27 protein-coding genes and 1 pseudogene are annotated in these 21,822 nt (G+C 72.8%); 14 read left to right on the forward strand and 14 right to left on the reverse strand.

Features of this window, described 5'->3' with window-relative positions; translation table 11 throughout:
• Positions 1 to 83 precede the first annotated feature (83 nt).
• The 4 genes from ACPXCB_RS05650 (at position 84) to ACPXCB_RS05665 (ending at position 4,787) form a co-directional block, all read left to right on the forward strand.
• On the forward strand, positions 84 to 632 hold the full coding sequence (locus tag ACPXCB_RS05650) for a Uma2 family endonuclease (RefSeq protein WP_358117666.1): 549 nt from the start codon (positions 84 to 86) through the stop codon (positions 630 to 632).
• A 306-nt stretch (positions 633 to 938) separates the two neighbouring features.
• Positions 939 to 1,745 (forward strand): hypothetical protein, encoded by an 807-nt coding sequence (locus ACPXCB_RS05655; protein ID WP_425872762.1) that lies wholly within the window; start codon positions 939 to 941, stop codon positions 1,743 to 1,745.
• Between the two features lie 12 nt (positions 1,746 to 1,757).
• A complete protein-coding gene (locus ACPXCB_RS05660) occupies positions 1,758 to 3,686 on the forward strand; it encodes a fumarate reductase/succinate dehydrogenase flavoprotein subunit (protein ID WP_425872764.1) in 1,929 nt (642 codons plus the stop codon).
• 3 nt (positions 3,687 to 3,689) lie between these two features.
• Positions 3,690 to 4,787, forward strand: coding sequence for a succinate dehydrogenase/fumarate reductase iron-sulfur subunit (locus tag ACPXCB_RS05665; RefSeq protein ID WP_425872766.1), 1,098 nt, complete (start codon positions 3,690 to 3,692; stop codon positions 4,785 to 4,787).
• Between the two features lie 77 nt (positions 4,788 to 4,864).
• Here the strand turns inward: ACPXCB_RS05665 and ACPXCB_RS05670 are convergent, their stop codons facing one another.
• Positions 4,865 to 5,302: a (deoxy)nucleoside triphosphate pyrophosphohydrolase gene (locus tag ACPXCB_RS05670; RefSeq protein ID WP_132231036.1), complete on the reverse strand. Its 438-nt coding sequence runs from the start codon at positions 5,300 to 5,302 to the stop codon at positions 4,865 to 4,867.
• A 183-nt stretch (positions 5,303 to 5,485) separates the two neighbouring features.
• Between ACPXCB_RS05670 and ACPXCB_RS05675 the strand changes: the two genes are divergently transcribed.
• Complete coding sequence (locus tag ACPXCB_RS05675; RefSeq protein ID WP_425872768.1) at positions 5,486 to 5,791, forward strand: 4a-hydroxytetrahydrobiopterin dehydratase; 306 nt, start codon at positions 5,486 to 5,488, stop codon at positions 5,789 to 5,791.
• A gap of 40 nt (positions 5,792 to 5,831) precedes the next feature.
• Here the strand turns inward: ACPXCB_RS05675 and ACPXCB_RS05680 are convergent, their stop codons facing one another.
• A complete protein-coding gene (locus ACPXCB_RS05680; protein WP_425872769.1) occupies positions 5,832 to 6,224 on the reverse strand; it encodes a VOC family protein in 393 nt (130 codons plus the stop codon).
• Between the two features lie 142 nt (positions 6,225 to 6,366).
• On the opposite strand from ACPXCB_RS05680, the gene ACPXCB_RS05685 reads away from it, so the two are divergent.
• Together ACPXCB_RS05685 and ACPXCB_RS05690 are read left to right on the forward strand one after the other, a co-directional pair.
• Positions 6,367 to 7,251: a LysR family transcriptional regulator gene (locus ACPXCB_RS05685; protein WP_425872770.1), complete on the forward strand. Its 885-nt coding sequence runs from the start codon at positions 6,367 to 6,369 to the stop codon at positions 7,249 to 7,251.
• A 55-nt stretch (positions 7,252 to 7,306) separates the two neighbouring features.
• Complete coding sequence (locus tag ACPXCB_RS05690) at positions 7,307 to 7,669, forward strand: PH domain-containing protein (protein ID WP_088998502.1); 363 nt, start codon at positions 7,307 to 7,309, stop codon at positions 7,667 to 7,669.
• Here the strand turns inward: ACPXCB_RS05690 and ACPXCB_RS05695 are convergent.
• From ACPXCB_RS05695 to ACPXCB_RS05705, 3 genes are all read right to left on the reverse strand, one after another.
• Positions 7,662 to 8,897: an RNA polymerase sigma factor gene (locus ACPXCB_RS05695; protein ID WP_425872772.1), complete on the reverse strand. Its 1,236-nt coding sequence runs from the start codon at positions 8,895 to 8,897 to the stop codon at positions 7,662 to 7,664. The two genes, ACPXCB_RS05690 and ACPXCB_RS05695, sit on opposite strands and share 8 nt — an antisense overlap.
• Positions 8,890 to 9,225, reverse strand: a complete 336-nt coding sequence (locus ACPXCB_RS05700) for a YciI family protein (RefSeq protein ID WP_425872774.1) — start codon at positions 9,223 to 9,225, stop codon at positions 8,890 to 8,892. The genes ACPXCB_RS05695 and ACPXCB_RS05700 overlap by 8 nt, the downstream gene beginning before the upstream one ends.
• 76 nt (positions 9,226 to 9,301) lie before the next feature.
• Positions 9,302 to 9,565 (reverse strand): hypothetical protein, encoded by a 264-nt coding sequence (locus ACPXCB_RS05705; RefSeq protein ID WP_425872776.1) that lies wholly within the window; start codon positions 9,563 to 9,565, stop codon positions 9,302 to 9,304.
• A gap of 155 nt (positions 9,566 to 9,720) precedes the next feature.
• On the opposite strand from ACPXCB_RS05705, the gene ACPXCB_RS05710 reads away from it, so the two are divergent.
• Entirely contained in the window at positions 9,721 to 10,134 is a 414-nt protein-coding gene (locus ACPXCB_RS05710; RefSeq protein WP_425872778.1) for a GntR family transcriptional regulator, read from the forward strand.
• Between the two features lie 242 nt (positions 10,135 to 10,376).
• Here the strand turns inward: ACPXCB_RS05710 and ACPXCB_RS05715 are convergent, their stop codons facing one another.
• The 3 genes from ACPXCB_RS05715 to ACPXCB_RS05725 are packed head-to-tail and all read right to left on the reverse strand — an operon-like array spanning position 10,377 to position 12,368.
• Positions 10,377 to 11,402, reverse strand: coding sequence for a hypothetical protein (locus ACPXCB_RS05715; protein ID WP_425872780.1), 1,026 nt, complete (start codon positions 11,400 to 11,402; stop codon positions 10,377 to 10,379).
• Entirely contained in the window at positions 11,399 to 11,920 is a 522-nt protein-coding gene (locus ACPXCB_RS05720; RefSeq protein WP_425872782.1) for a DUF3995 domain-containing protein, read from the reverse strand. Before ACPXCB_RS05720 ends, ACPXCB_RS05715 begins: the two co-directional genes overlap by 4 nt.
• The gene (locus tag ACPXCB_RS05725) at positions 11,907 to 12,368 is read right to left on the reverse strand and encodes a hypothetical protein (protein WP_425872784.1); all 462 of its coding nucleotides are present in this window, start codon (positions 12,366 to 12,368) and stop codon (positions 11,907 to 11,909) included. Before ACPXCB_RS05725 ends, ACPXCB_RS05720 begins: the two co-directional genes overlap by 14 nt.
• 159 nt (positions 12,369 to 12,527) lie before the next feature.
• Here ACPXCB_RS05725 and ACPXCB_RS05730 point away from each other — a divergent pair, with 159 nt between their 5' ends.
• Together ACPXCB_RS05730 and ACPXCB_RS05735 are read left to right on the forward strand one after the other, a co-directional pair.
• Positions 12,528 to 12,884 carry a hypothetical protein gene (locus ACPXCB_RS05730; protein ID WP_425872786.1) on the forward strand — a complete coding sequence of 119 codons (357 nt, stop codon included), beginning with the start codon at positions 12,528 to 12,530 and terminating at the stop codon, positions 12,882 to 12,884.
• 292 nt (positions 12,885 to 13,176) lie between these two features.
• A complete protein-coding gene (locus ACPXCB_RS05735; RefSeq protein WP_151456642.1) occupies positions 13,177 to 13,512 on the forward strand; it encodes a YnfA family protein in 336 nt (111 codons plus the stop codon).
• Between the two features lie 74 nt (positions 13,513 to 13,586).
• On the opposite strand, the gene ACPXCB_RS05740 is transcribed toward ACPXCB_RS05735, so the two are convergent.
• The gene (locus ACPXCB_RS05740) at positions 13,587 to 14,090 is read right to left on the reverse strand and encodes a hypothetical protein (protein ID WP_425872788.1); all 504 of its coding nucleotides are present in this window, start codon (positions 14,088 to 14,090) and stop codon (positions 13,587 to 13,589) included.
• Positions 14,091 to 14,205: 115 nt separating this feature from the next.
• Complete coding sequence (locus tag ACPXCB_RS05745; RefSeq protein WP_421454559.1) at positions 14,206 to 14,661, reverse strand: hypothetical protein; 456 nt, start codon at positions 14,659 to 14,661, stop codon at positions 14,206 to 14,208.
• 134 nt (positions 14,662 to 14,795) lie between these two features.
• Between ACPXCB_RS05745 and ACPXCB_RS05750 the strand changes: the two genes are divergently transcribed.
• On the forward strand, positions 14,796 to 15,377 hold the full coding sequence (locus ACPXCB_RS05750) for a Uma2 family endonuclease (RefSeq protein WP_425872790.1): 582 nt from the start codon (positions 14,796 to 14,798) through the stop codon (positions 15,375 to 15,377).
• Between the two features lie 40 nt (positions 15,378 to 15,417).
• On the opposite strand, the gene ychF is transcribed toward ACPXCB_RS05750, so the two are convergent.
• The 3 genes from ychF to ACPXCB_RS05765 form a co-directional block, all read right to left on the reverse strand.
• On the reverse strand, positions 15,418 to 16,503 hold the full coding sequence (ychF, locus tag ACPXCB_RS05755; RefSeq protein WP_425872792.1) for a redox-regulated ATPase YchF: 1,086 nt from the start codon (positions 16,501 to 16,503) through the stop codon (positions 15,418 to 15,420).
• Positions 16,504 to 16,649: 146 nt separating this feature from the next.
• Complete coding sequence (locus tag ACPXCB_RS05760) at positions 16,650 to 17,384, reverse strand: Type 1 glutamine amidotransferase-like domain-containing protein (protein ID WP_425872915.1); 735 nt, start codon at positions 17,382 to 17,384, stop codon at positions 16,650 to 16,652.
• 246 nt (positions 17,385 to 17,630) lie between these two features.
• On the reverse strand, positions 17,631 to 18,134 hold the full coding sequence (locus ACPXCB_RS05765) for a MarR family winged helix-turn-helix transcriptional regulator (protein ID WP_425872794.1): 504 nt from the start codon (positions 18,132 to 18,134) through the stop codon (positions 17,631 to 17,633).
• A gap of 93 nt (positions 18,135 to 18,227) precedes the next feature.
• Here ACPXCB_RS05765 and ACPXCB_RS05770 point away from each other — a divergent pair.
• Positions 18,228 to 18,995: pseudogene (locus tag ACPXCB_RS05770) on the forward strand (EamA family transporter); the annotation flags it as partial.
• A 170-nt stretch (positions 18,996 to 19,165) separates the two neighbouring features.
• Here ACPXCB_RS05770 and ACPXCB_RS05775 read toward each other — a convergent pair.
• Entirely contained in the window at positions 19,166 to 19,648 is a 483-nt protein-coding gene (locus tag ACPXCB_RS05775; RefSeq protein ID WP_225852416.1) for a hypothetical protein, read from the reverse strand.
• 141 nt (positions 19,649 to 19,789) lie between these two features.
• Between ACPXCB_RS05775 and ACPXCB_RS05780 the strand changes: the two genes are divergently transcribed.
• Together ACPXCB_RS05780 and ACPXCB_RS05785 are read left to right on the forward strand one after the other, a co-directional pair.
• Positions 19,790 to 21,319, forward strand: coding sequence for a DNA-3-methyladenine glycosylase 2 family protein (locus ACPXCB_RS05780; protein WP_425872796.1), 1,530 nt, complete (start codon positions 19,790 to 19,792; stop codon positions 21,317 to 21,319).
• Positions 21,316 to 21,816 carry a methylated-DNA--[protein]-cysteine S-methyltransferase gene (locus tag ACPXCB_RS05785; RefSeq protein ID WP_425872797.1) on the forward strand — a complete coding sequence of 167 codons (501 nt, stop codon included), beginning with the start codon at positions 21,316 to 21,318 and terminating at the stop codon, positions 21,814 to 21,816. The genes ACPXCB_RS05780 and ACPXCB_RS05785 overlap by 4 nt, the downstream gene beginning before the upstream one ends.
• The last annotated feature ends 6 nt before the right edge of the window (positions 21,817 to 21,822 follow it).

A 21,822-nucleotide genomic window follows, 5' to 3' on the forward strand; every position in this document is an offset into this window, starting at 1 on the left:
GACCTCCCGCACCCGGACAGCGGGTGCGACGATGGGCGCGGCAGTCCCGCAAGGATGTCCCCCGGCACGAGGTGGAGGTGACGATGACCGCGGCGGTGTTCGACCACGACGGCCCGTGGAGCGAAGAGGAGTACCTCGCCCTCGGCGAGACGCAGCAGCGCGTCGAACTCTTCGACGGGAGCCTTCACGTGACCCCAGCCCCCACGCCCCGCCACCAGCGCCTCTCACGCAGGCTGGGCAACATCCTCGAACCCGCTGCCGAAGCCCTCGGGCTGGAGCTGCTGGAAGCGGTGAACGTCCGGCTCCGGCCGGGGCGCATCCCCATCCCGGACCTCGTCGTCACGGGCCCGATCGACCTCGACGACCCCTGGATCGAGGCAGCCGACGTGAGGCTGGTCTGCGAGATCATCTCGCCGGGCAACGCGGCCACCGACAAGGTGCTCAAGATGCACTACTACGCGGCGGCCGGCATCGAGTGGTATCTCCTGGTGGAGCAGGAGACACTGAGCGTGCACGTCTACCAGCGGCAGGGCGCCCACTACGTCGAGCGGTCGGTGACCAAGGCCGGCGAGACGCTGGAGCTGACCGAGCCGGTCCGGGCCACGATCCGGCCGGCGGACCTGCTCGCCTGACGGGCCACCGCGTCGGGACGCGCTCCGGGTGAACCGCTCCGGTACGCCGGACAGGCGCCGGGTGAGGTTCTTAACATCCGGACATCGATCACCGTGCGGGGCTTTCCACCGGCCGGGACACACGGGACACTGCCTTGCGCGGACGGCTCGCGAAGATCGGCGTAACGTGTGTCACTTAGCTGCGCCGTATCGCCGGCGCGGTCGTTGGTGTGCGCATGACGTGGCAAGCGGGTGCGGGTCTGCCGGTCCGCGTTGCCGACCGGAACTTGATCCGCCCGTGAGGGTCCTGTCAGGGAGACGACTCTAATGACATCAACGGCAACGAGGCCGCGGGGAGCGCGGGCGCGCGCCGCCATCGCGGCGAAGACGTTGCGAACCGACCGCTGGTGGCTCGCCCCGCTGATCACCGTGATCGGGCTCAGCGCGTGGGTGGCGTACGCGACGGTCCGGGTCTTCATGCACAAGTGGTACTGGGTCGAGGACTTCCACTACCTGACCCCGTTCTACTCGCCCTGCGTGACCGAGCGGTGCGTGGAGGGCGCCTCCCACTTCGGACGGTTCCTGCCCGGCTGGTGGATCATCCCGGACGCGGCACTGACGCTGCCGTTCCTGCTGCTGTTCCGGCTCACCTGCTACTACTACCGCAAGGCCTACTACCGGTCGTTCTGGCTGTCGCCGCCCGCCTGCGCGGTCCCCGACGGGCACAAGTCCTACGGCGGCGAGACCCGGTTCCCGCTGCTGGGCCAGAACCTGCACCGCTACTTCTTCTACGCCGCCGCGATCATCTCGCTGATCAACACCTGGGACGCGGTCCTGGCCTTCCACTCCCCCAAGGGCTTCGGGTTCGGGCTGGGCAACATCGTCCTGCTCGCCAACGTGGTGATGCTCTGGGCGTACACGATCTCCTGCCACTCGTGCCGGCACATCATCGGCGGGCGGCTCAAGCACTTCTCCAAGCACCCGGTGCGCTACCGGGCCTGGAGCTTCGTCTCCGCCCTGAACGTCCGGCACATGCAGCTCGCCTGGATCACCCTCGGCACGCTGGCCCTGACGGACTTCTACGTCATGGCGATCGCGGCCGGGTGGTTCAACGACCTGCGGTTCATCAACTAGAGGGCCCCTGACATGACCAACACAACGCGAATCGAACGACACCACTACGACGTCGTCGTGATCGGGGCCGGCGGCGCCGGCCTGCGCGCCGCGATCGAGGCCCGCCTCGCCGGCAAGAAGACCGCGATCATCTCCAAGTCGCTCTTCGGCAAGGCACACACGGTGATGGCCGAGGGCGGCGCCGCCGCCGCGATGGGGAACGTGAACAGCCGGGACAACTGGCAGGTGCACTTCCGCGACACGATGCGCGGCGGCAAGTTCCTCAACAACTTCCGGATGGCCGAGCTGCACGCGAAGGAGTCGCCGCAGCGGATCTGGGAGCTGGAGACGTACGGTGCGCTCTTCGACCGCACCAAGGACGGGAAGATCTCGCAGCGCAACTTCGGTGGCCACGAGTACCCCCGCCTGGCGCACGTCGGCGACCGGACCGGCCTGGAGCTGATCCGCACCCTCCAGCAGAAGATCGTGTCGCTCCAGCAGGAGGACAAGCGCGACCACGGCTCGTACGACGCCCGGATCAAGGTCTTCTCCGAGACCACGATCACCGAGCTGCTGCTCGACGGCGACCGGGTCGCCGGCGCGTTCGGCTACTACCGGGAGTCCGGCGACTTCGTCCTCTTCGAGGCGCCCGCGGTGGTGCTGGCGACCGGCGGCGTCGGCCGCTCCTACAAGGTCACCTCGAACTCCTGGGAGTACACGGGTGACGGGCACGCGCTCGCGCTGCGGGCCGGCGCGACGCTGATCAACATGGAGTTCCTCCAGTTCCACCCGACCGGCATGGTCTGGCCGCCCTCGGTGAAGGGCATCCTGGTCACCGAGTCGGTGCGCGGCGACGGCGGCGTGCTGAAGAACTCCGACGGCAAGCGGTTCATGTTCGACTACGTCCCCGACGTCTTCCGCAAGCAGTACGCGGAGACCGAGGAGGAGGCGGACCGCTGGTACACCGACCCGGACAACAACCGGCGCCCGCCGGAGCTGCTGCCGCGTGACGAGGTGGCCCGGGCGATCAACAGCGAGGTCAAGGCCGGGCGGGGCACGCCGGCGGGCGGCGTCTACCTGGACATCGCCTCCCGCAAGCCGGCGGAGGAGATCCGCCGCCGCCTGCCGTCGATGTACCACCAGTTCAAGGAGCTGGCCGACGTCGACATCACGAAGGAGCCGATGGAGGTCGGGCCCACCTGTCACTACGTGATGGGCGGCGTCGAGGTCGACCCGGACAGCGGGGCCGCGTTCGGCCACGTGCGGGGGCTCTTCGCCGCGGGCGAGGTGTCCGGCGGCATGCACGGCTCCAACCGGCTCGGCGGCAACTCCCTGTCCGACCTGCTGGTGTTCGGCAAGCGCGCGGGCGGCCACGCCGCCACGTACGCCGACAGCCTCCCCGCGCGCCCGAAGGTGGGCGTCGCCGCCGTGGAGGCCGCGGTGGAGACGGCCCTGGCCCCGTTGCAGCGGGACACCGGCGAGAGCCCGTACACCCTCCAGCAGGACCTCCAGGCGGTGATGGGCGACCTGGTCGGCATCATCCGGCGCGAGGGCGAGCTGGTCGACGCGCTGGGCAGGCTGGCGGAGCTGCGGGAGCGGGTGGCGAAGGTCAGCGCGAGCGGCGGCCGGCGCTACAACCCGGGCTGGCACCTGGCGCTCGACCTGCGCAACATGCTGGTGGTCTCGGAGTGCACCGCGAAGGCGGCGCTGGAGCGGCGGGAGTCGCGCGGCGGGCACACCCGGGAGGACCACCCGGCGATGGATCCGGCGTGGCGTCGGGTCAACCTGGTCTGCTCCCTCGACGGCGACACGGTGCGCCTGGAGCGCAAGCCGCTGCCGAGGATGCGCCCGGAGCTGATCGGCCTCTTCGACCGCGCGGAGCTGGCCAAGTACCTCACGGACGAGGAACTCGCCGAGTTCGACGCCCAGGTCGCCGACGTCGAGACCGAGAAGGAGCGCTGACGCATGGGTAACCAGAACCCCCAGGGGCCCGGGAAGCCGGGCGCGAAGCGCCAGTTCCGCATCTGGCGCGGCGACGAGAACGGCGGCGACCTCCAGGACTACATGGTGGAGGTGAACGAGGGCGAGGTGGTCCTCGACGTCATCCACCGGCTCCAGGCGACCGACGCCCCCGACCTGGCCTGCCGCTGGAACTGCAAGGCCGGCAAGTGCGGCTCCTGCTCGATGGAGATCAACGGCAAGCCGCGGCTGAGCTGCATGACCCGGATGTCCACCTTCACGGAGGACGAGACGGTCACGGTCACCCCGCTGCGCACCTTCCCGGTGATCCGGGACCTGGTCACCGACGTCTCGTTCAACTACGAGAAGGCGCGGGAGACGCCGGCGTTCGCGCCGCCGGCCGACCTGGCGCCCGGCGAGTACCGGATGCAGCAGGTCGACGTGGAGCGCTCGCAGGAGTTCCGCAAGTGCATCGAGTGCTTCCTGTGCCAGACCGTCTGCCACGTGATCCGGGACCACGAGGAGAACAAGCAGGCGTTCTCGGGGCCGCGGTACTTCATCCGGGCGGCCGAGCTGGACATGCACCCGCTGGACGCGAAGAGCGACCGCAAGGAGTACGCGCAGGCCGAGCAGGGCCTCGGATTCTGCAACATCACCAAGTGCTGCACCGAGGTCTGCCCCGAGCACATCAAGATCACCGACAACGGGATCATCCCCATGAAGGAACGGGTCGTCGACCGCAGGTACGATCCCCTCGTGTGGCTTGGTAGCAAGATCTTCCGGAGGGGTCAGGTGCCTCAGACCATCGTGACCAGCGAACACGCCAGCGGCGCGGTACGCGGCAGCGCGGCCCACGGGGGCGTGCACTCGCACGCGGGCGGCTCCCACGACCCGCGGGCCGAGGTGCAGGCGCAGCGCGGCGTCAACTGGGACCGCGAGGTGCCGAGGCCGACCGCGCCAGCCGTCGACGACCACGGCAGGCTGCCGCTGACGGAGCTCACCTTCGACCGGGCGGCGGCGCCGTCGCCGTTCGGCGACGACGTGACCTTCCCGCTGCCGCCGGAGCACCTCAACTTCGCCCACCCGGAGCAGGACAAGCACTGACCTGCGCTGACGATGACGGGGGCCACGGCTGATGCCGCCGGCCCCCGTCCTCTTTCGGCTCGGATGTCCGCTTCCGCTCAGGCGGCCAGGATGGGCCGGAGGGCCGCGACGATGGGCGCGTCGGCCGGGAGCCAGGTGACGCTGTCCAACTCGTCGGCGGAGAGCCAGCGCAGCGCCGAGTGTTCGAGGGCCTGCGGCTGGTCGTCGTGCAGCAGGCGGGCCGCGTACACCTTGAGCACCGAGCGGCCGTGGGCCATCCGGACGTTGCGGCCCACCCGGTCGCCGATCTCCACGCGTACGGCCAGCTCCTCGGCGCACTCGCGGGCGAGCGCGGCGGTCTCGCTCTCGCCCGGCTCCACCTTGCCGCCGGGGAACTCCCACATGCCCGCCACCTCAGGCGGGGCGGAGCGGGCGCAGGCGAGCACCCGGCCGTCCCTGATGATCGCCGCCCCGACGATCACCCTGAGGTCCCGTCGCTCGGCCTGCCCGCCGCCATTCGCCCGTTCGGTCCGCACGGGCGTCCAGCGTGCCAGATCAATCGGCGGTTTGGGTAGCGTGGCCGACCGTCAGGGCAGGAGAACCCGGAAGTGTGGGCGTGGACACACCCAGCATGCGAGGACAGACTAGAGGGCACCGACAAGACACGGGACGGCGACGATTTGGCCACAAGCCGGCAACGGCGCCTGGGAGGTGCGGTGATGCGCGCGCTGTTCAGCAGTCGATCCAAGCACGACTACCTCGACGACGCTCTCACCCTGCTCCCCGGCTGGATCCGCGAGGGTGAGCAGATCCGACGCACCCTCGTCATCGACGACTCGCAGCACGCCGCGCTCACCGAGCGGGTGAAGGTGGTCGCCGACGCGCTGCACCTGCGGCCGGAGATCAACCGTCGGGCCGACCAGACCCGGATCCGGGTGGGGCACGGCAACGCGCCGCTGACCGAGGGGGAGGTCCTGCTGGCCGCCCGCATCGAGGACGCCTACCGCGCGGTCACCCAGCCCTGACCCCGTTCCATCCGTCGCCCCGGCCCGGGCCGTCGGCCGCTCAGGGGGCGTCCTGGGGATACCAGCGCAGCTCGACGGAGTTGCCGTCCGGATCCCGCACGTAGAGCGAGGTGGCGCTGCCCCGCGCGCCGAACCGACCCACCGGCCCCTCGATCACCGTGAAGGCACCCGACGCGACGACCTCCGCCCAGTCCAGCGGCTCCACCACCAGACAGAAGTGGTCGACGTTCGATTCGCCCCGGTCCCGGCGGACCAGGTCGATGATGGTCCCCGCGTCGACCCGTACCGAGGGGAACGGGACCGCGCCGGCCCGCCACTGGTCGACCCGCACCGGGGCCAGGCCGAGCAGCCCGCAGTAGAAGTCCAGCGCGCGCTCCACGTCGGTCACGTTGAGCACCAGGTGGTCGAAGCCCGTGACCCGTACCGCGCTCACCTGACCTCCAGCGCGTGGGCCTGGCGCAGCCAGTCGGTGACTGTCGTCGTTTTCATGCCCCTCACGATCCGCTGGCTGGCGGCGTCGACCAAGACGCGATCGCAATACCATCGTTGAGCCAAATTCAACGATGGGGCGGGACGTGCTGGAACGACACGAGCTGGAGACCTTCCTGACCCTCGCCGAGGAGTTGCACTTCGGCCGGACGGCGGAGCGCCTGCGGGTGACCACCGGGCGGATCAGCCAGGTGGTCAAGAAGTTGGAACGCCACGTCGGCGCCCCGCTCTTCACCCGTACCAGCCGGGTCGTCCAGCTCACCCCGGTCGGGCGGCAACTCGCCGAGGACCTGGCGCCGCTGGTCGCCGGCATCGACGACGCCGTACGCCGGGCCGTCGACGCGGGACGGGGCGTGACCGGGCGGCTACGGGTCGCCTTCCTCGGCGAGTGGACCGCCCCGACGCTGCTCAAGGCCGTCGCCCTGTTCTCGCAACGCCACCCTGACTGCCAGGTCGAGGTGCGGGAGGTGCAGCTCTTCAACTCCCGGCAGAGCCTGCTCGACGGTTCCGTCGACGTCCTGATGGCCGCGTACCCCTTCGACGGGATGGCCTGCGGGCCGGCGCTGGTGGAGGAGCGACGGTTGCTCGCGGTGAGCGCCGGGCACCCGTTGACCCGGGAGGCGTCGGTCTCCCTGGAGACGCTCGGCGACCACCCGGTGGTGCAGTACCCGGCCGTGACCTCGGCGGAGTTCAAGCGCGACCGCACCCCCGAGCAGACCCCGTCGGGACGGCCGGTGCCGAAGGGGCCGGCGGGCAACACGTTCTCGGAGATGCTGACGCTGGTCGCGATGGGGCGGGGGGTGCTGCCGGTGGGCGAGCACACGCGCCGCTACTACCCGCGCCCCGACGTGGCGTACGTGCCGATCCGTGACGCGCCACCGATCCGGCGGGGCCTGGTCTGGCGGGAGAGCAACGGCACGGCCCGGGTGCAGGAGTTCGTGCGGGCCGCGACCGACGCGAACACGACCTGACGGGTCCCGCACCGGGGGTGATCTTCGGTTGGCGCGCGCGGCCTACCGTGGGGGCATGGCGAACGCGACGTACGACCGCAAGGAGCAGTTCCAGCAGATCCAGAGCGGCCTGCTCCACGGAGAACAGATCATCGCCGTCTACGACGCCGTCGGCACCGGCACCGGCTTCATCGGCCTGACCGATCGGCGCGTCATCATCCAGGACCGCTCCTTCGTCGGTAAGCGGTACGCCATCACCAGCATCCCGTACTCGAAGATCACCAGCGTCAGCGTGGTCAGCAACAAGTCGTGGGGCGGCTCGTTCTTCTCCACCGGGGCCATCGCGATCCACGTCGGCACGCACACCTACGAGGTGGAGTTCCGGGGCGCCGACAAGAGCCACCACGTGCACAACGTGATCCTGCACCACATCAGCTGAGCTGGTCGGCGCGATCCAGCAGGGCGCGGCGCTCCGCCCCGCCGTGAGCGTCGGCGGCCCGTCGGAACAGCGCGGCGGCCCGCTCGCGGTCGCCCTGCCGGGCGGTCAGCTCCGCCTCGGCGGCGACGGCGAGCGGGTAGCCGTCCAGCGCCCCGCCGGCCCGGGCGGCGGCCAGCAGCGCCAGCCCCGCCGCCGGCCCGTACGCGTAACCGTGCGCGACTGCGCGGTTCAGCTCGACCACCGGCGACGGCTGCCACCCGGCGAGCCGGTCGTACGCCTCGGCGATCGCGACCCAGTCGGTGGCCTCGGCGGATGCGGCGGTGGCGTGACAGGCGGCGATCCGGGCCTGGAGGGCGTACGGGCCGTCCGCCGGGACCCGCGCGAGGATGCCGACGCCCTCGGCGATCGCGGCGTGGTCCCAGCGGGCGCGGTCCTGCCGGTCGAGGGTGAGCAGGTTGCCGTCGCGGTCGCGGCGGGCGTCGCGCCGGGAGTGCTGGAGGAGGAAGAGGGCCAGCAGGGCGGCCACCTCGGGCTGGCCCGGCATCAGCCGGTCGAGCAGCCGGGCCAGGCGGATCGCCTCGTCGGCGAAGGCGGGCTCGCCGTCGGCGTCGTAGCCCCGGGTGAAGAGCAGGTACAGCACGGCCAGGACGCCGGGGAGCCGCTCCGCGAGCCTCGGGCCGGTCGGCACCCGGTACGGGATGCCGGCGGCGGCGATCTTCGCCTTGGCCCGGGTGAGCCGCCGGGTCATGGTCGACTCGGTGACCAGGAAGGCCCGCGCGATGTCGGCGGTCGACACCCCACAGACCGTACGCAGCGTCAGGGCGACCCGCGCCTCCAGCGCCAGGGCCGGGTGGCAGCAGGTGAAGACGAGCCGCAGCCGGTCGTCCACGATCTCCCCCTCCCCCGCCGTTCCCGGCTCGGGCTCCGGTCCGATCAGCGTGAGGACTGCCAGCTCACGCAGCTTGCGCCGCTCGACCGAGGATCGCCGGAGCACGTCGATCGCGCGGTTGCGGGCCACCGTCATCAGCCAGCCGCCCGGGTTGGCGGGCACGCCCTCCGCGGGCCAGCGGGCCAGCGCGAGCGCCGACGCCTCCTGGGCGCAGTCCTCGGCCAGGGTCCAGTCGCCGGTCACCCGGATCAGCGTCGCGACGATCCGGGCGTACGACCCGGTGCTCGCGGTGGCGACGGCGTCGGCCACCGCGAGCCGGTCGGTGGGGCCGTCAGCCACCCAGGCTGACGATCGGGCGTAGTTCGAGCCGGCCATCGCGGGCCATCGGGTGGGCGCGCGCCACCTCGATCGCCTCGTCCAGGTCGGCGCACTCCAGCAGGTCGAAGCCCACGATGACCTCCTTCGTCTCGGCGAACGGACCGTCGGAGACCAGCAACTCCCCGTTACGGACGCGGACCGTGGTGGCCGCCGTCGTCTCCGCGAGCGCGTCGCCCGTCAGCCGCCGGCCCCGGGCGTCGTTCTCCGCCACCCACGCCTCGATGTCCGGCCAGTCGGCCCGGTCGGTGTCCGGCTCGCTGTCGGTGCAGACGAACATCAGGTATTTCATGTCGCTCCTCGATGTCGGGTACTCACCAGGGTGACGAACAGGCGACCCGGTTCCGGACGACGTGCGACCGGCGATCTCAGAATCTCGCGGGGCGGCGGGTGCACGGACCGTCGTGGTCGGCCCGCAGCAGGCAGCGCCGGCCCTCAGGCAGCAGCGTGTCACAGAAGACCCGGTGCCGCAGGTGCTGCGCGTCCTCGGCGGAGACCGTGGTCTCGCCGGGGTCGGTCTGCGCGAGCACGCTCGCCCACCGCGCCACGACCCGCGCCAGGCGTACGGCGGAGAGCAGGTCCCTCGTGACGACCGGCAGGTGGATGACGAAACGCTCCCGGGCAACTCTCATCAGTGTTGACCTCCGGCGAGTAGGACGGGACGTCGGCGGGACGACCGCAGGTGGCGGAGGATTTCCGCCCGAGCACCCAGCGTCACTGGGACTATACGCACAGGGGCCCAGGGGCACAACCAGACCTGCCGACAGGGGAACAAGGCTGAAGCGCCATGACGATCGATCCGCGCTCGCACACCCCGGTCTACGTGCAGCTCGCCGACCTGCTCCGGCAGCGCATCGAGTCGGGCGAGTTCGGTCCTGGCACGACCTTGCCGAGCGAGACGCGACTGACGCAGGAGTATGGGATCGGCCGCGAAGCCGTGCGCATGGCAACCTCGTTGCTCCGGTCCGAGGGACTGGTCAGCACGGTGCGGGGCCACGGCACCCACGTGCGAGAGACGCCGGTGCGCCGGCCGGTCGAAGTGCCTCCCGGCGCGACGGTGGTCGCGCGGATGCCCACGGGCGAGGAGCGGCGGAGCATGCAACTCGACGAGGGCGTACCGGTGCTGGAGGTTCGCCACCCGGAGGGCACCACGGAGGTGCTGGCCGGCGACCAGGTCAAACTGACCCGCCCCACCGGCTGACCACCCCCAACGCGCGACCGCGCGTCCCGCTGCACCGGCCGGGACGTCCCGCAGCGCCGCGACGCCGAGCAACGAGTGGAACACCACGTGCGTCAAAGCGCCTGTTTGACACCCGTGGCGTTCCACTCGTCCCGGCGGCGTTGGGCTACCGGGGCGGTCGGGCAACGTCGTGGGCGTTGGCTCGGGCACCGGCCGAACCCGACCGGCACCTGGCGACGCGGAGCGGTCGGTGGCGGCAGCGGTCACTGCTGGTCTAGCAGGAACGGGGTGTCCGGGCAGCTCAGGCAGACGAAGATGCGCAGCGCGCCGTGTCGGCCGACGACGACCCCGGTCGGCTCGTACGGGTCATGGTCGGGCTGGCCGTCCGTCCGCATCGGCTGCCACCGGCCGGTGCCCCGCTCGGAGGAGGCGACGACGAGGGCCAGCGTGGTGGGGCCGGCGCAGCGGGGGCACGGCGTCGGACGCAGGTCGGTGAGGCTCCAGTCGGCGTGGCCGCCGACCTTCCAGCCGGGCGCCATGACCGTGTCGACGTAGTTGTCGTCGTCGTACTCGCCCTCCTCGTCCTGCTCGTCGACCAGCGTCCGCAGGGCCTCCGGCAGTTCCTGCGGGTACGGGTACTCGACGACCTGCTCCGGGTGCAGCCGGCACGGCCGGGGCACGTACTCGTCGTTCCCGATCTCGCCGCGCGGCGGCTGGCCGAGGAGATCGGTCAGGTCCGCCTCCCGCCGCCAGCGCAGCTCCACCGTCGGCCCCCACGGGCCCTCGGCGTGCTCGAACGGGCACCACAACACCTGCAACAGGTCCGCCCCGCCGGGGCGCGGCAGGTCGGGGACGTCCTGCGCGCGCAGTTGCGCCAGTGGGACCATCGGGTTCGGCACGGGGTGCGGTCGTGGCACGTATCGGTGGCCGACGACCGGGCCGCCGTCGCGCGAGCCCCAGCCGGTGAAGCCCGGGCCGACCAGGTTGGCGATCTCCCGGTGCAGCTCGACCTCGCCCTCGGCCAGGACGTGCGACTGCGTGCGCCCGCGCTCCGCCGCCCGCATCCGGTCCACCAGATCGGCCGGGACCGGCACCTCCTCGTGCACCATGTGCGGCGCCTCGCAGGTGGGCCAGGGCTCGTCGGCCGGCCAGCGCAGCGGCCCGCCCACGTGGCTCATGGCGGCCGTGACCGCCCCGGGGCGCGGGTGCAGGCGGGTCGCCGTGCGCCCCAGTTTCTCCAGGCCGGGGTAGCGGGCGAGCACGTCGGGCGGGAGGGGCGGGGTGATCATGGCGAGATCGTAGGCGGTCGACGCCTGCCCAGCCGCCAGCCCGTCGCCGTCCAGCACGACCCCCAGAGCAGGAAGAACGGCGACCACAGCAGCAGGTCCCACCACGCCAGGTCGCGGGCCAGGGCGGCGTGCCCGACCGGCGGTGGCCGGACGCCGGTCAGCAGCAGCGCGTCACCGATGAGGCCGTGCCCCAGCACCCCGACCGACCGGGCGATCATGAGGATGCCGAGCGTCCAGGTGACCGCCAGCAGCAGCCGGCGCGGAAGGGCCGCCCGCCAGGGGCGCAACGTGGCCAACGCGACCACGACACCGACCACCGCGGCGGCGGCCAGCGCCCAGTGGCTCGCCACGAACAGCGGGTCGCGGGCGAGCAGCCGTTCGCGCAGCTCCGGCGGGAGCGGATCCTTGTCGGCCAGCGCGTTGGCCCCCAGCGCCTGCGCGAGCTTCATCGCCCCGTAGGCCGAGGCGCACGCCGCCGCGCCGTACGCGCCCACCCGCGCCCGGTCAGTGCGCGACACGTCTCGTCGCCACCACGTAGGACCGGATCGTCGCCACGAGCAGCCCGATCACGACGAGTCCGAGGACCCCGTGGTACCACTGCCAGCCCACGCCGAGGCCCACGAACCCGTCCACCACCATGATCGTCGCGCCGGCCCCGACGGCCAGCAGCATGCCCGCCAGCGCCAGCAGCATCAGGGGCCTCGGCACCCGCCGCCCCGGCGCCGTGACCGTGGCGAGGGCGAGGCAGGCGCCCGCCACCCCCGACGCGGTGGCCGACCACTGCGCGGTCGCCACGCCCATCACGTCGCGGGCGTAGCGTTCGTGCTCGGCGGCCGGGACGACCGGGCCGCCCGGGAAACCGAGCCGGGATTCGAGGGCGAAGGCGGCCTTGCCCACGGCGTACGCGAGGAAGAGCACCGCCACCGCGTAGGCCGGCCATCGCCGCGCACCGGGAGAAGCATCCATGCTCCCGACGCTAGGCCCGGCGGACCCCGCGCCGACTCCCGAGCGCGAGGGGACACCCTCCCCCGTGGGAGGGAGCGCGGTGCGACAGGCCGTGCTCGGCGGGGGCCGGCCCGTTCACGGCCCGCATCTCGCGCCCCTCCGGAGGGCTACCGTCGAGACATGGACATTCATGGCTCTGCGGCGGAGGCCGCCTGGGTGCCGGACGCGTGCACGCTGCCGACGGCCGCGCGGCCGCTGCGGCTCGCCGAGTTCGATCGGTTCTTCCGTGACGCGGTACGCGACGTCACCCGGCTCTCCGCGCGGCACCTGCGGTTGCGGCTCACCGGCACCGCGCAGGCGGAGCAGACGGCACGGGACCTGACGGCGCGCGAGTCGGCGTGCTGCTCGTTCTTCACGTTCGACCTGTCCCGATCCGGTCCGAACGCGCTGACGTTGGACATCCGGGTACCGGCGGCACACGTCGCCGTGCTCGACGGCCTCACCGAGCAGGCGGCGACAGCGGCGGGCGGGCGGTGACCGGGTCGGCCGTTCTGCCACGGCGGCGGTGACGACAGGGGCGGCGGTGACGACAGGGGCGGCGGTGACGGCAGGGGCTGGCCGGTGGCACGTGCGGGCGCGCCCCTACCGGTGATCATCGTGCACTCGATCTTCTGAAACAACCTCTCCCCCGACGGCGGCGACCGCCCGGACGGCGAGCTGGCCGCCGCCCGGCGCTTCGACGCCGCGCGCGCCGCCGGCAACCCGCTGACCGTGACGCCCTGATCCGGCCGACCGCTGGCCGGGTCGTGCTCCCGCTACCGTTCCCACCATGACGGTGGTGCGCTCGATCCTGCTGTTCCTGCTCGCGGCGCTCGCCGAGATCGGCGGGGCCTGGCTCGTGTGGCAGGGCTGGCGCGAGCACCGGGGGCTGCTGTGGGTGGCGGCGGGGGTCGTCGCCCTCGGCCTCTACGGCTTCGTCGCCACCTTCCAGCCCGACCCGAACTTCGGCCGGATCCTGGCCGCCTACGGCGGCGTCTTCGTCGCCGGCTCCCTCGCCTGGGGCATGGTCGTCGACAAGTTCCGCCCCGACCGCTACGACGTCGTCGGCGCGGCCATCTGCCTGGTCGGGGTCGCCATCATCATGTACGCCCCACGCAGCGGCTGAGATGAGGCGACTGCCACCTTCGGCGACGCGCCAGCCACATGCGTGACGGCGGTCGCGGGAACGTCGGGCTCACCTCAGTCCGGTGACCGGGTCTCCGGAACCCGGGGAGGGCAGTCGACGGTCACCGGGGCGATCTCGCGGGGCCCGCTGCTCTCCCGGGTGACGTCGAACCGGACGCAGATGTTGTAGTGCGTCTCCTCGCCGAGCCAGGTGTCCGAGGCGGCGCCCACCATCGCCACCTCCACCCTGGCCAGTAGGCCCACGCCGTGATCGTCAGGATCGTGGACCGACGAGGTTAGCTGCTCGCCCCCGGTCAGGGCGACGAGCCGGTCGAGCACCGACTCGTTGCTCGCCCAGCCGCTCAGGCTGTGCGAGTCGGTCGCCCACGCCCCGGTCTCGTGGGCGATCTGCCCGGCCCTCTCCAGGACGCGGTCCCGGGCCGCGTCGTGGCCCGAGCGGGCGCAGCCGGCGCAGGACAGCGCGACGAGGCAGGCCAGCAGACCACCGCGCCCGACGTTGCCTGCCGCCCGCCGCAGGGCCGAACCGGACGCCTGTCGACCACCGCTGTGCCGTGACATGACGTAAGCAGATCAGCGATCCCGTCGTCAGGCATCCGTCCGGGTACTCAGAAGAGGCAGCGCCCCGCCATGCGCCTGAGGTTCGGCCGGCCCGGCGGCAACGGCGTGCGCGCCGTCAGTACGGCTGGCCGCACACCTTCCAGGCCCCGTCCTCCTTGACGAGCATGAACGTGTGCTGGTCGGTGGCGCCGCCGTCCCGCGTCAGGACCATGTTCACCGTCGCCGACGTGCGGCCGTTGACGCTCGACACGTTGACGCCGTTGGCCTTGTGACCGTGGATCTTCGGCTGCCTGGCGACGACCTGGGCGAACGCCTCCCTGGTGTACCCGCCGCGCGTGTCGCCGCACAACAGCTCGTACGCGGCGTCCGGATCGCCGGCCTCCAGGTGGCTGACGAACGACTCGGCGGCCTGCCGCGCCGGATCCGTCGCGCCCTTGACCCCCTTGTACAGGAAGAAGCCGCCGACGCCGGCGCCACCGCAGCACAGCACGACGACCACACCGACGACGATCAGCACTGTGCGCAGCGTGCGCCGCTTCGGCGGTTGGGGCACCTGGTACGGGTGAGTCATGGGTAGTGAGGGTAGGCGATGCGAGAAGTCCTCGGACACGGCCTCGCGGCAGTCCCGAGAATGGGGCCGCCAGCAGCGGAAAGGCTGGGCGCAGCAGGCCGGGAGCCGCGATTACCGAGTGCTACGGTGACGGAATGACTGCGGTGCCTGACTGGATGCGGCCGCCTCGCCCGGAGGGGTGGTATGCCGACGATCTTGACAAGCTCGCCGAAGCACCGCGCCACACCGAACTCATCGATGGAGCACTCGTCTTCATGATGTCTCCCCAGCGGGTCTGGCACGCCCGGATGGTCACCGCGCTGGTGAACCGCCTGACGGACCAGGCACCGCCTGGCATCGAGGTCGACAGGGAGATCACGATTCGACTCGACAGGTGGAATCGTCCCGAGCCCGATCTCCTGGCCACGAGGGCACCTTACGATCCGTCCCGCACCTTCTACACGCCTGAGGAGACCCTTCTGGTCGTGGAGGTGGTCTCTCCGGAGTCGGCCCACCGCGATCGGACGGTCAAGCTGCGCAAGTACGCGGAAGCCGGCATCGCCAACTACTGGCGCATCGAGGAGGAGGATGGATCACCGGTGGTCCACGCCTACGAACTCGACGGGCCCACTCGGTCCTATGTGCCGACCGCAATCCATCGACACGAGCTGCGCACCACGACGCCGTTCACGATCGAGCTCGATCTGGATGGGCTGGTGCCCGGCCGCAAGAGCTGAGCCGGGCGCCGACTCCGTCAGAGGTTGAACCGGATCGTCACTACACGTTGAAGCGGAACTCCACGACGTCGCCGTCCTGCATGACGTACTCCTTGCCTTCGATCCGGACCTTGCCGGCGGCCTTGGCCGCCGCCATCGAACCGGCCGCGACCAGGTCGCCGAAGGAGACCACCTCGGCCTTGATGAAGCCGCGCTGGAAGTCGGAGTGGATGACCCCCGCGGCCTCCGGGGCGGTCGCGCCGACCGGGATGGTCCAGGCGCGCGCCTCCTTGGGGCCGGCGGTGAGGTACGTCTGGAGCCCGAGCGTGCGGAACCCGACGCGGACGAGCTGGTCCAGGCCCGGCTCGTTCTGCCCGATCGACTCCAGCAGCTCGCGGGCCTCCTCGTCGGGCAGGTCCACCAGCTCGGACTCGATCTTGGCGTCCATGAAGACGGCCTCGGCCGGGGCGACCAGGGCGCGCAGCTCGTCGAGGAACTCGGCGTTGCCCAGCTCGGCCTCGTCGACGTTGAAGACGTACAGGAAGGGCTTGGTGGTGAGCAGGTGCAGCTCGCGCAGGTGCTCCAGCTCGATGCCCGCGTCCTTGGCGCCCGTGTAGAGGGTGACGCCGGTGTCGAGCAGCTCGACGGCCTGCTTGGCGGCGGTGACGGCGGCGGCCCGGTCCTTGCGGAGCTTGGCCTCCTTCTCCAGCCGGGGCAGGGCCTTCTCCAGGGTCTGGAGGTCGGCGAGGATCAGCTCGGTGTTGATCGTCTCGATGTCGTCGGCCGGGGAGACCTTGCCGTCGACGTGCACCACGTTCGGGTCGGAGAAGGCCCGGACGACCTGGCAGATCGCCGAGGCGTCGCGGATGTTCGCCAGGAACGCGTTGCCCCGGCCCTGCCCCTTGGAGGCGCCGCGCACCAGGCCGGCGATGTCGACGAACGACACCGGGGCGGGCAGCACCTTCTGCGAGCTGAAGATCTCGGCGAGCGTGTGCAGCCGCTCGTCCGGCAGCCCGACGACGCCGACGTTGGGCTCGATGGTGGCGAACGGGTAGTTCGCCGCGAGCACGTCGTTCTTGGTCAGCGCGTTGAACAGGGTGCTCTTGCCGACGTTGGGCAGGCCGACGATCCCGATGGTGAGACTCACGACGAGCCAGCTTACGCCGATGCCCCACACCCCGGTTCAGGCAGGCCGGTGCACCGGCCTCACGCCCGACCGATCTTGGTACGAGACGGCCCTTCCAGGGGCGCTCCCGTACCAAGATCGGCCAGGGTTCGAGCGGCTCGGGCCGGTCAGGCGAGCAGGCGGGGGGTGATCCGGGTTTCCCGGGCGGTGCCGTCGTCGGCGCGGCTGACCTCGTACGCCGAGGGACCCTCGCGGTCCGCGACCGCCTCGACCAGCCGGGTGCCCCGGTAGAGCAGGCCGGTGCCGTCGTCGGTGCAGTGCGCGGTCGGCAGCACGCCGTCGGCGACCAGCTTGTGCATCAGCGGCCGGCGCTGCTCCTCGCTGTCGTAGTGCACGCCGTTGCCGTAGGGCAGCCAGCCCAACCCGTCGGTGAAGCCGCGCAGGGTGGTGCCGAAGCTGTCGGTGGCCCCGCCGGCGTGCCAGCAGATCGAGCCGGCGGAGACGCCGCCGAGCACCACGCCGGCCTCCCAGCACTCGCGCAGGATCTCGCCGAGGCCGTGCACCCGCCAGACCGCACAGAGGTTGGCGACGCTGCCGCCGCCGACCCAGATCACGTCCTGGGCGAGCAGGTGGGCGCGGACGTCGTCGACGTTCGGCATCGGGAAGAGCGCCAGGTGCGTCATCCGGAACCGGCTGCCGGCGAATGCCTCGTAGACCCTGGCGAGCGTGGTCGGCTGGTCCCCCTCGGCCTGGTTGAGGAAGCAGATCCTCGGCTCCGGCCCGGCCTCGGCCAACTCGGCGGCGAGGTCGAAGACGGGGTTGACCCGCCGGGGCCCGCCATCGTGGTGGGGCGCGTAGATGCCCATGCTGGTGGCGAGGATGGTCGGTTCACTGGCGGGCACGGTCGTCCTTCCGTCGGGGTCGACGGTGCCCATCCTGCCCGAGGCCGCTCCCCTGCCGCTCAGCGCCCGCCACGCGGGCCCGCCCGGGACGGTCGCCGGCCCGGGGCTGCCGCCAGGGTCCGCGCCGCCGGTCACCGCTAGAGGCTGCACCGCCGGCCCGGGGCTGCCGCCCGTCGCCGCCAGGGTCCGCGCCGCCGGCCGCCGGCCCGGGGCTGCCGTCCGCGCCGCCAGGGTCCGTGCCGCCGGTCAGCGTCCGCCGCCGGTGACCGCGCCCAGCAGCGTACGCAGCAGGTCGGCGAGGTGCCGCTGGTCCTCGGCGGGCAGCGCGTCGAGCAGCCGGCGCTGGACGGCCAGCCCCGCCTCGGCGGCCTCCTCCACCAGTTCGAGGCCGGCCGGGGTGAGCGTGACCTGGAGCCCGCGCCGGTCCGCCGGGTCGGGTGCGCGGCGGAGCAGTCCGGCGCGTTCCAGCCGGTCGAGTCGGCCGGTCATCCCGCCGGAGGTGAGCATCAGCGAGGCGGTGAGCGCCTTCGGCGCCAGCGTGTAGGGGGTGCCGGCGCGGCGCAGGGCGGCGAGCACGTCGAACTCGCCCCGGCTGATCGACCAGCGGGCGTAGGTGCGCTCCTGCTCGTCGCCGACGAGCCGGGCCAGCCGGTAGATCCGGCCGAAGACCGCCATCGGCTCGGGGCGCATTCCGGGCCGCTCGCGCTGCCACTGCTCGACGATGCCGTCCACGTCGTCCCGCTCGGTCACCCCCGGATTGTGCCGCACCTCGCACTCCCGCTTTAACTCGCCACGAAGTAGCTTAGTAGCAAGATACTTAGCAACAAGAATTAGCGAGGAACCGTGGACCGACGCCGGCTCGACATCCTGCTCACCGCCGCCGCGCCGACCGCGTGGGGCACGACGTACCTGGTCACCAGCGAACTGCTGCCGCCCGACCGGCCGCTCTGGTCCGGCGTGATCCGGGCCCTCCCCGCCGGCCTGCTGCTGCTCGCGCTGACCCGGCACCGCCCGCGCGGGGCCTGGTGGTGGCGCGCGGCCGTGCTCGGCGCGCTGAACATCGGGGCGTTCTTCCCGCTGCTCTTCTTCGCCGCCTACCACCTGCCCGGCGGCGCCGCCGCGGTGCTCGGCGCCACCCAGCCGCTGCTGGTGGCGGGGCTGACGGTGCTCGTGCTGCACGAACGGCCCCACCCCCGGACGCTGGCCGCCGCACTCGCGGCGCTCGCCGGGGTCACCCTGGTCGTGCTGCGCCCCGACGCGGGCCTCGACCCGACGGCCGTCGCCGCCGGGCTGACCGCCACCGCCGCGATGGCCACGGGCCTGGTGCTGACCCGTCGCTGGGGTCGCCCGCCGGGCGTCGGCACGCTCACCGCCACCGGCTGGCAGCTCACCGCCGGCGGACTGATGGTGGTGCCGGCGGCCCTGCTGGTCGAGGGGGCGCCGCCCGTGCCCGACCCGCCGGCACTGGCCGGCTACGCGTGGCTGACGCTGGTCGGGACGGCGCTGGCGTACGCGCTGTGGTTCCGGGGCGCGGCCCGGCTGCCGGTCACCCAGGTGTCGCTGCTCGGGGCGCTCAGCCCGTTGACGGCCGCCGCGCTCGGCTGGGCCGCGCTCGGGCAGGCGATGACCGGCTGGCAGCTCGCCGGCTTCGCCGTGGCGGTCGGCGCCACGGTGGCCGGGCAGCTCCCGACCCGCCGGCACGGACCGGTGGGCACCGCGCCCGGCGGGCCGGTCTGGCGTCGGCCACGGGGACCGGCGGGTCAGTCGGCCGGACCGGTGGGTCAGTCGCGGGGCCCGGCCTGGCGGGGCACCACGGCCTCGATCGGCAGGGCGCCGGGAGCCAGCTCCCCGGCGGCGGCCAGCGGCAGGGTGAAGCGGGCCTCGGCGGCGGGACCGGCGGCGTACGACTCGCGGAGCATCCAGCGCACCTCGTCGGCCGTCCAGCCCAGCCCGGCGCGGCCGGCGATCTCCCGGACCAGGCGCAGCGCCACCCGGGTGTCGTCGTCGTAGAACCGCATGCACCAGTGGTGCACCCACATGCCCAGCGCGCGGAGGCCGTCGGCGTCGAGCGAGCGCACCAGCCGGCCGCAGGCGGTGTCGCCGAACGCCCGCCCCGGGTCGCCGGCCCGGTCCCGTTCGATCGCGCCGACGGCGGCCGGGGCGACCGCGCGCATCCGCTCGTAGAAGCGCTGCACCACCGCGCCGTCCAGCGGAGGGTGCCCGTCCCGTGTCGACGCCGCCCGCCGACCCGCCACGCTCGCCATCGCCGCACCCCTTCTTGAGTTGGTGGCCGGACGGTACCGACCACAACCGACACTTTCGGCGCCGGGCGTCCGGTTCAGGCCCGCACGGCCACGTCCGATTCCCGCGAGCCAGGGGCGCCGGGCAGGGGCATCATCGGTGACGTGGAGTTGGACTTCGAGCGGTGCTACCGGGCGGTCGACAGCCGCGACCAGCGGTTCGACGGCTGGTTCTACACGGGCGTCACGTCGACCGGGATCTACTGCCGGCCGTCCTGCCCGGCGATGACGCCGAAGCGGCAGAACGTCCGGTTCTTCCCCTCGGCCGCCGCCGCCCAGACGGCGGGGCTGCGCGCCTGCCGGCGCTGCCGGCCGGACGCCGCCCCGGGCTCCCCCCAGTGGGACGTACGGGCCGACGTCGTCGGTCGGGCCATGCGGCTGATCGCCGACGGGGTGGTGGACCGCGACGGCATCCCGGGGCTGGCCGCCCGGCTCGGCTACACGGAACGGCACCTGCACCGGATGCTGCGGGCCGAGATGGGCGCCGGCCCGCTGGCCCTGGCCCGGGCGCAACGCGCGCAGACCGCCCGCACCCTGATCGAGACCACCGGGCTGGGCATGGCGGAGGTCGCGTTCGCCGCCGGGTTCGGCAGCGTGCGGCAGTTCAACGACACGGTCCGGGAGGTGTTCGGGGCGGCCCCGTCCGAGCTGCGTACCGCCCGCCGCCGGTGTCCCGCGCCGGGCGGGGCGGGCACGATCACGCTGCGGCTCGCGTACCGCCCGCCGCTGCACGCGGAGGCGCTGCTGGACTTCCTCGCGCTGCGCGCGCTGCCCGGCGTCGAGGAGGTGCGTGACGGGACGTACCGGCGGGGGCTGCGGCTGCCGCACGGCGCGGGTGAGGCGGCCCTGGCCCCGGCGGAGGGGCACGTGACGGCGACGCTGCGGCTGACCGACATGCGCGACCTCGCCCCCGCCGTGGCCCGCTGCCGTCGCCTGCTCGACCTTGACGCCGATCCGACCGCCGTCGACGGCACGCTCGCCACCGACCCGGCGCTGGCCGGGGTGGTCGCCGCCGAGCCGGGCGTCCGGCTCCCCCGCTCGGTCGACGGCTTCGAAATGGCCGTGCGCGCGATCGTCGGCCAACAGGTCTCCGTCCGCTCGGCCCGCACCACCCTCACCCGCCTCCTGACCCACCTCCGCCCGCCCGCCCCCGGCCCCGGCCCCGCCGGTGTTGATCAAGAGGTTTCGACAGCCGGGGAGCGCTCTCGGGAGCCGAAACCTCTTGATCAACTAGCCGAGGGGGCGGGGAGGGCGTGGCTGTCCGGTTTCCCCACCGCCGAGGAGGTGCTCGGGGTGCCGGACGAGGTGTTCGGGATGCCGGTTGGCAGGCGGGAGACGATTCGCGGGCTGGCCCGCGCCGTCGCCGACGGGTCGCTGGACCTGGCGCCGGGCGGGGACCGCGAGGAGACCGTCCGGCGGCTGCTGGCGCTGCCCGGGATCGGCCCCTGGACGGCGGGCTACGTGGCGATGCGCGCGCTCGGCGACCCGGACGTCCTGCTCCCCACCGACCTCGCCGTACGCCGGGGCGCCGCGGCCCTCGGCCTCCCCGACGCCCCCACGACCCTCGACCCGTACGCCGACCGCTGGCGCCCCTGGCGCTCGTACGCGGTGATCCGACTCTGGAGAGCAGCATGAGCATGAACGACAGCACTGTCATCGACACCCCCGCCGGGCCGCTCAGCATCGTGGCCGGCCCCGACGGCGCGGTCCGGGCGGCGGGCTTCACCGGCGATCCGGAGAGCCTGCTCCCCCTGGTGCACCCGGCTTTGCGGGCGCCGCTGCGGCACCGGGCCGACCTCGGCCCGGTCAGCGTCGCCGTGGCGTCCTACCTGGACGGCGAGCTGGCCGCGATCGACGCCGTGCCGGTCCAGCAGCACACGGGGGGCGCGTTCATGGCGCACGCCTGGCAGGTGCTGCGCGAGGTGAAACCGGGAGACCCGGTGACCTACACCGGTTTCGCCGGGCTGGCCGGCCGCCCCGCCGCCGTACGGGCCGCCGCGGCGGCCTGCGCCCGTAACGCCGCCGCCCTGTTCGTCCCCTGCCACCGGGTGCTGCGTACCGACGGGACGCTCGGGGGCTACCGCTGGGGGCTGGACGTGAAGAAGTGGCTTCTCGGGCACGAGCGGCGATGACGGGAA

It is taken from the genome of Micromonospora sp. DT62 (genome assembly GCF_049847285.1).
GTDB lineage: Bacteria > Actinomycetota > Actinomycetes > Mycobacteriales > Micromonosporaceae > Micromonospora > Micromonospora reichwaldensis.

What these genes read in the sequence shown, in the direction of transcription:
- ACPXCB_RS05650 (WP_358117666.1), top strand. Translation starts at nt 84, where the DNA reads ATGACCGCGGCGGTGTTCGACCACGACGGCCCGTGGAGCGAAGAGGAG.
- ACPXCB_RS05655 (WP_425872762.1), top strand. Translation starts at nt 939, where the DNA reads ATGACATCAACGGCAACGAGGCCGCGGGGAGCGCGGGCGCGCGCCGCC.
- ACPXCB_RS05660 (WP_425872764.1), top strand. Translation starts at nt 1,758, where the DNA reads ATGACCAACACAACGCGAATCGAACGACACCACTACGACGTCGTCGTG.
- ACPXCB_RS05665 (WP_425872766.1), top strand. Translation starts at nt 3,690, where the DNA reads ATGGGTAACCAGAACCCCCAGGGGCCCGGGAAGCCGGGCGCGAAGCGC.
- ACPXCB_RS05675 (WP_425872768.1), top strand. Translation starts at nt 5,486, where the DNA reads ATGCGCGCGCTGTTCAGCAGTCGATCCAAGCACGACTACCTCGACGAC.
- ACPXCB_RS05690 (WP_088998502.1), top strand. Translation starts at nt 7,307, where the DNA reads ATGGCGAACGCGACGTACGACCGCAAGGAGCAGTTCCAGCAGATCCAG.
- ACPXCB_RS05700 (WP_425872774.1), bottom strand. Translation starts at nt 9,225, where the DNA reads ATGAAATACCTGATGTTCGTCTGCACCGACAGCGAGCCGGACACCGAC.
- ACPXCB_RS05705 (WP_425872776.1), bottom strand. Translation starts at nt 9,565, where the DNA reads ATGAGAGTTGCCCGGGAGCGTTTCGTCATCCACCTGCCGGTCGTCACG.
- ACPXCB_RS05710 (WP_425872778.1), top strand. Translation starts at nt 9,721, where the DNA reads ATGACGATCGATCCGCGCTCGCACACCCCGGTCTACGTGCAGCTCGCC.
- ACPXCB_RS05715 (WP_425872780.1), bottom strand. Translation starts at nt 11,402, where the DNA reads ATGATCACCCCGCCCCTCCCGCCCGACGTGCTCGCCCGCTACCCCGGC.
- ACPXCB_RS05725 (WP_425872784.1), bottom strand. Translation starts at nt 12,368, where the DNA reads ATGGATGCTTCTCCCGGTGCGCGGCGATGGCCGGCCTACGCGGTGGCG.
- ACPXCB_RS05730 (WP_425872786.1), top strand. Translation starts at nt 12,528, where the DNA reads ATGGACATTCATGGCTCTGCGGCGGAGGCCGCCTGGGTGCCGGACGCG.
- ACPXCB_RS05735 (WP_151456642.1), top strand. Translation starts at nt 13,177, where the DNA reads ATGACGGTGGTGCGCTCGATCCTGCTGTTCCTGCTCGCGGCGCTCGCC.
- ACPXCB_RS05740 (WP_425872788.1), bottom strand. Translation starts at nt 14,090, where the DNA reads ATGTCACGGCACAGCGGTGGTCGACAGGCGTCCGGTTCGGCCCTGCGG.
- ACPXCB_RS05745 (WP_421454559.1), bottom strand. Translation starts at nt 14,661, where the DNA reads ATGACTCACCCGTACCAGGTGCCCCAACCGCCGAAGCGGCGCACGCTG.
- ACPXCB_RS05750 (WP_425872790.1), top strand. Translation starts at nt 14,796, where the DNA reads ATGACTGCGGTGCCTGACTGGATGCGGCCGCCTCGCCCGGAGGGGTGG.
- ACPXCB_RS05775 (WP_225852416.1), bottom strand. Translation starts at nt 19,648, where the DNA reads ATGGCGAGCGTGGCGGGTCGGCGGGCGGCGTCGACACGGGACGGGCAC.
- ACPXCB_RS05785 (WP_425872797.1), top strand. Translation starts at nt 21,316, where the DNA reads ATGAGCATGAACGACAGCACTGTCATCGACACCCCCGCCGGGCCGCTC.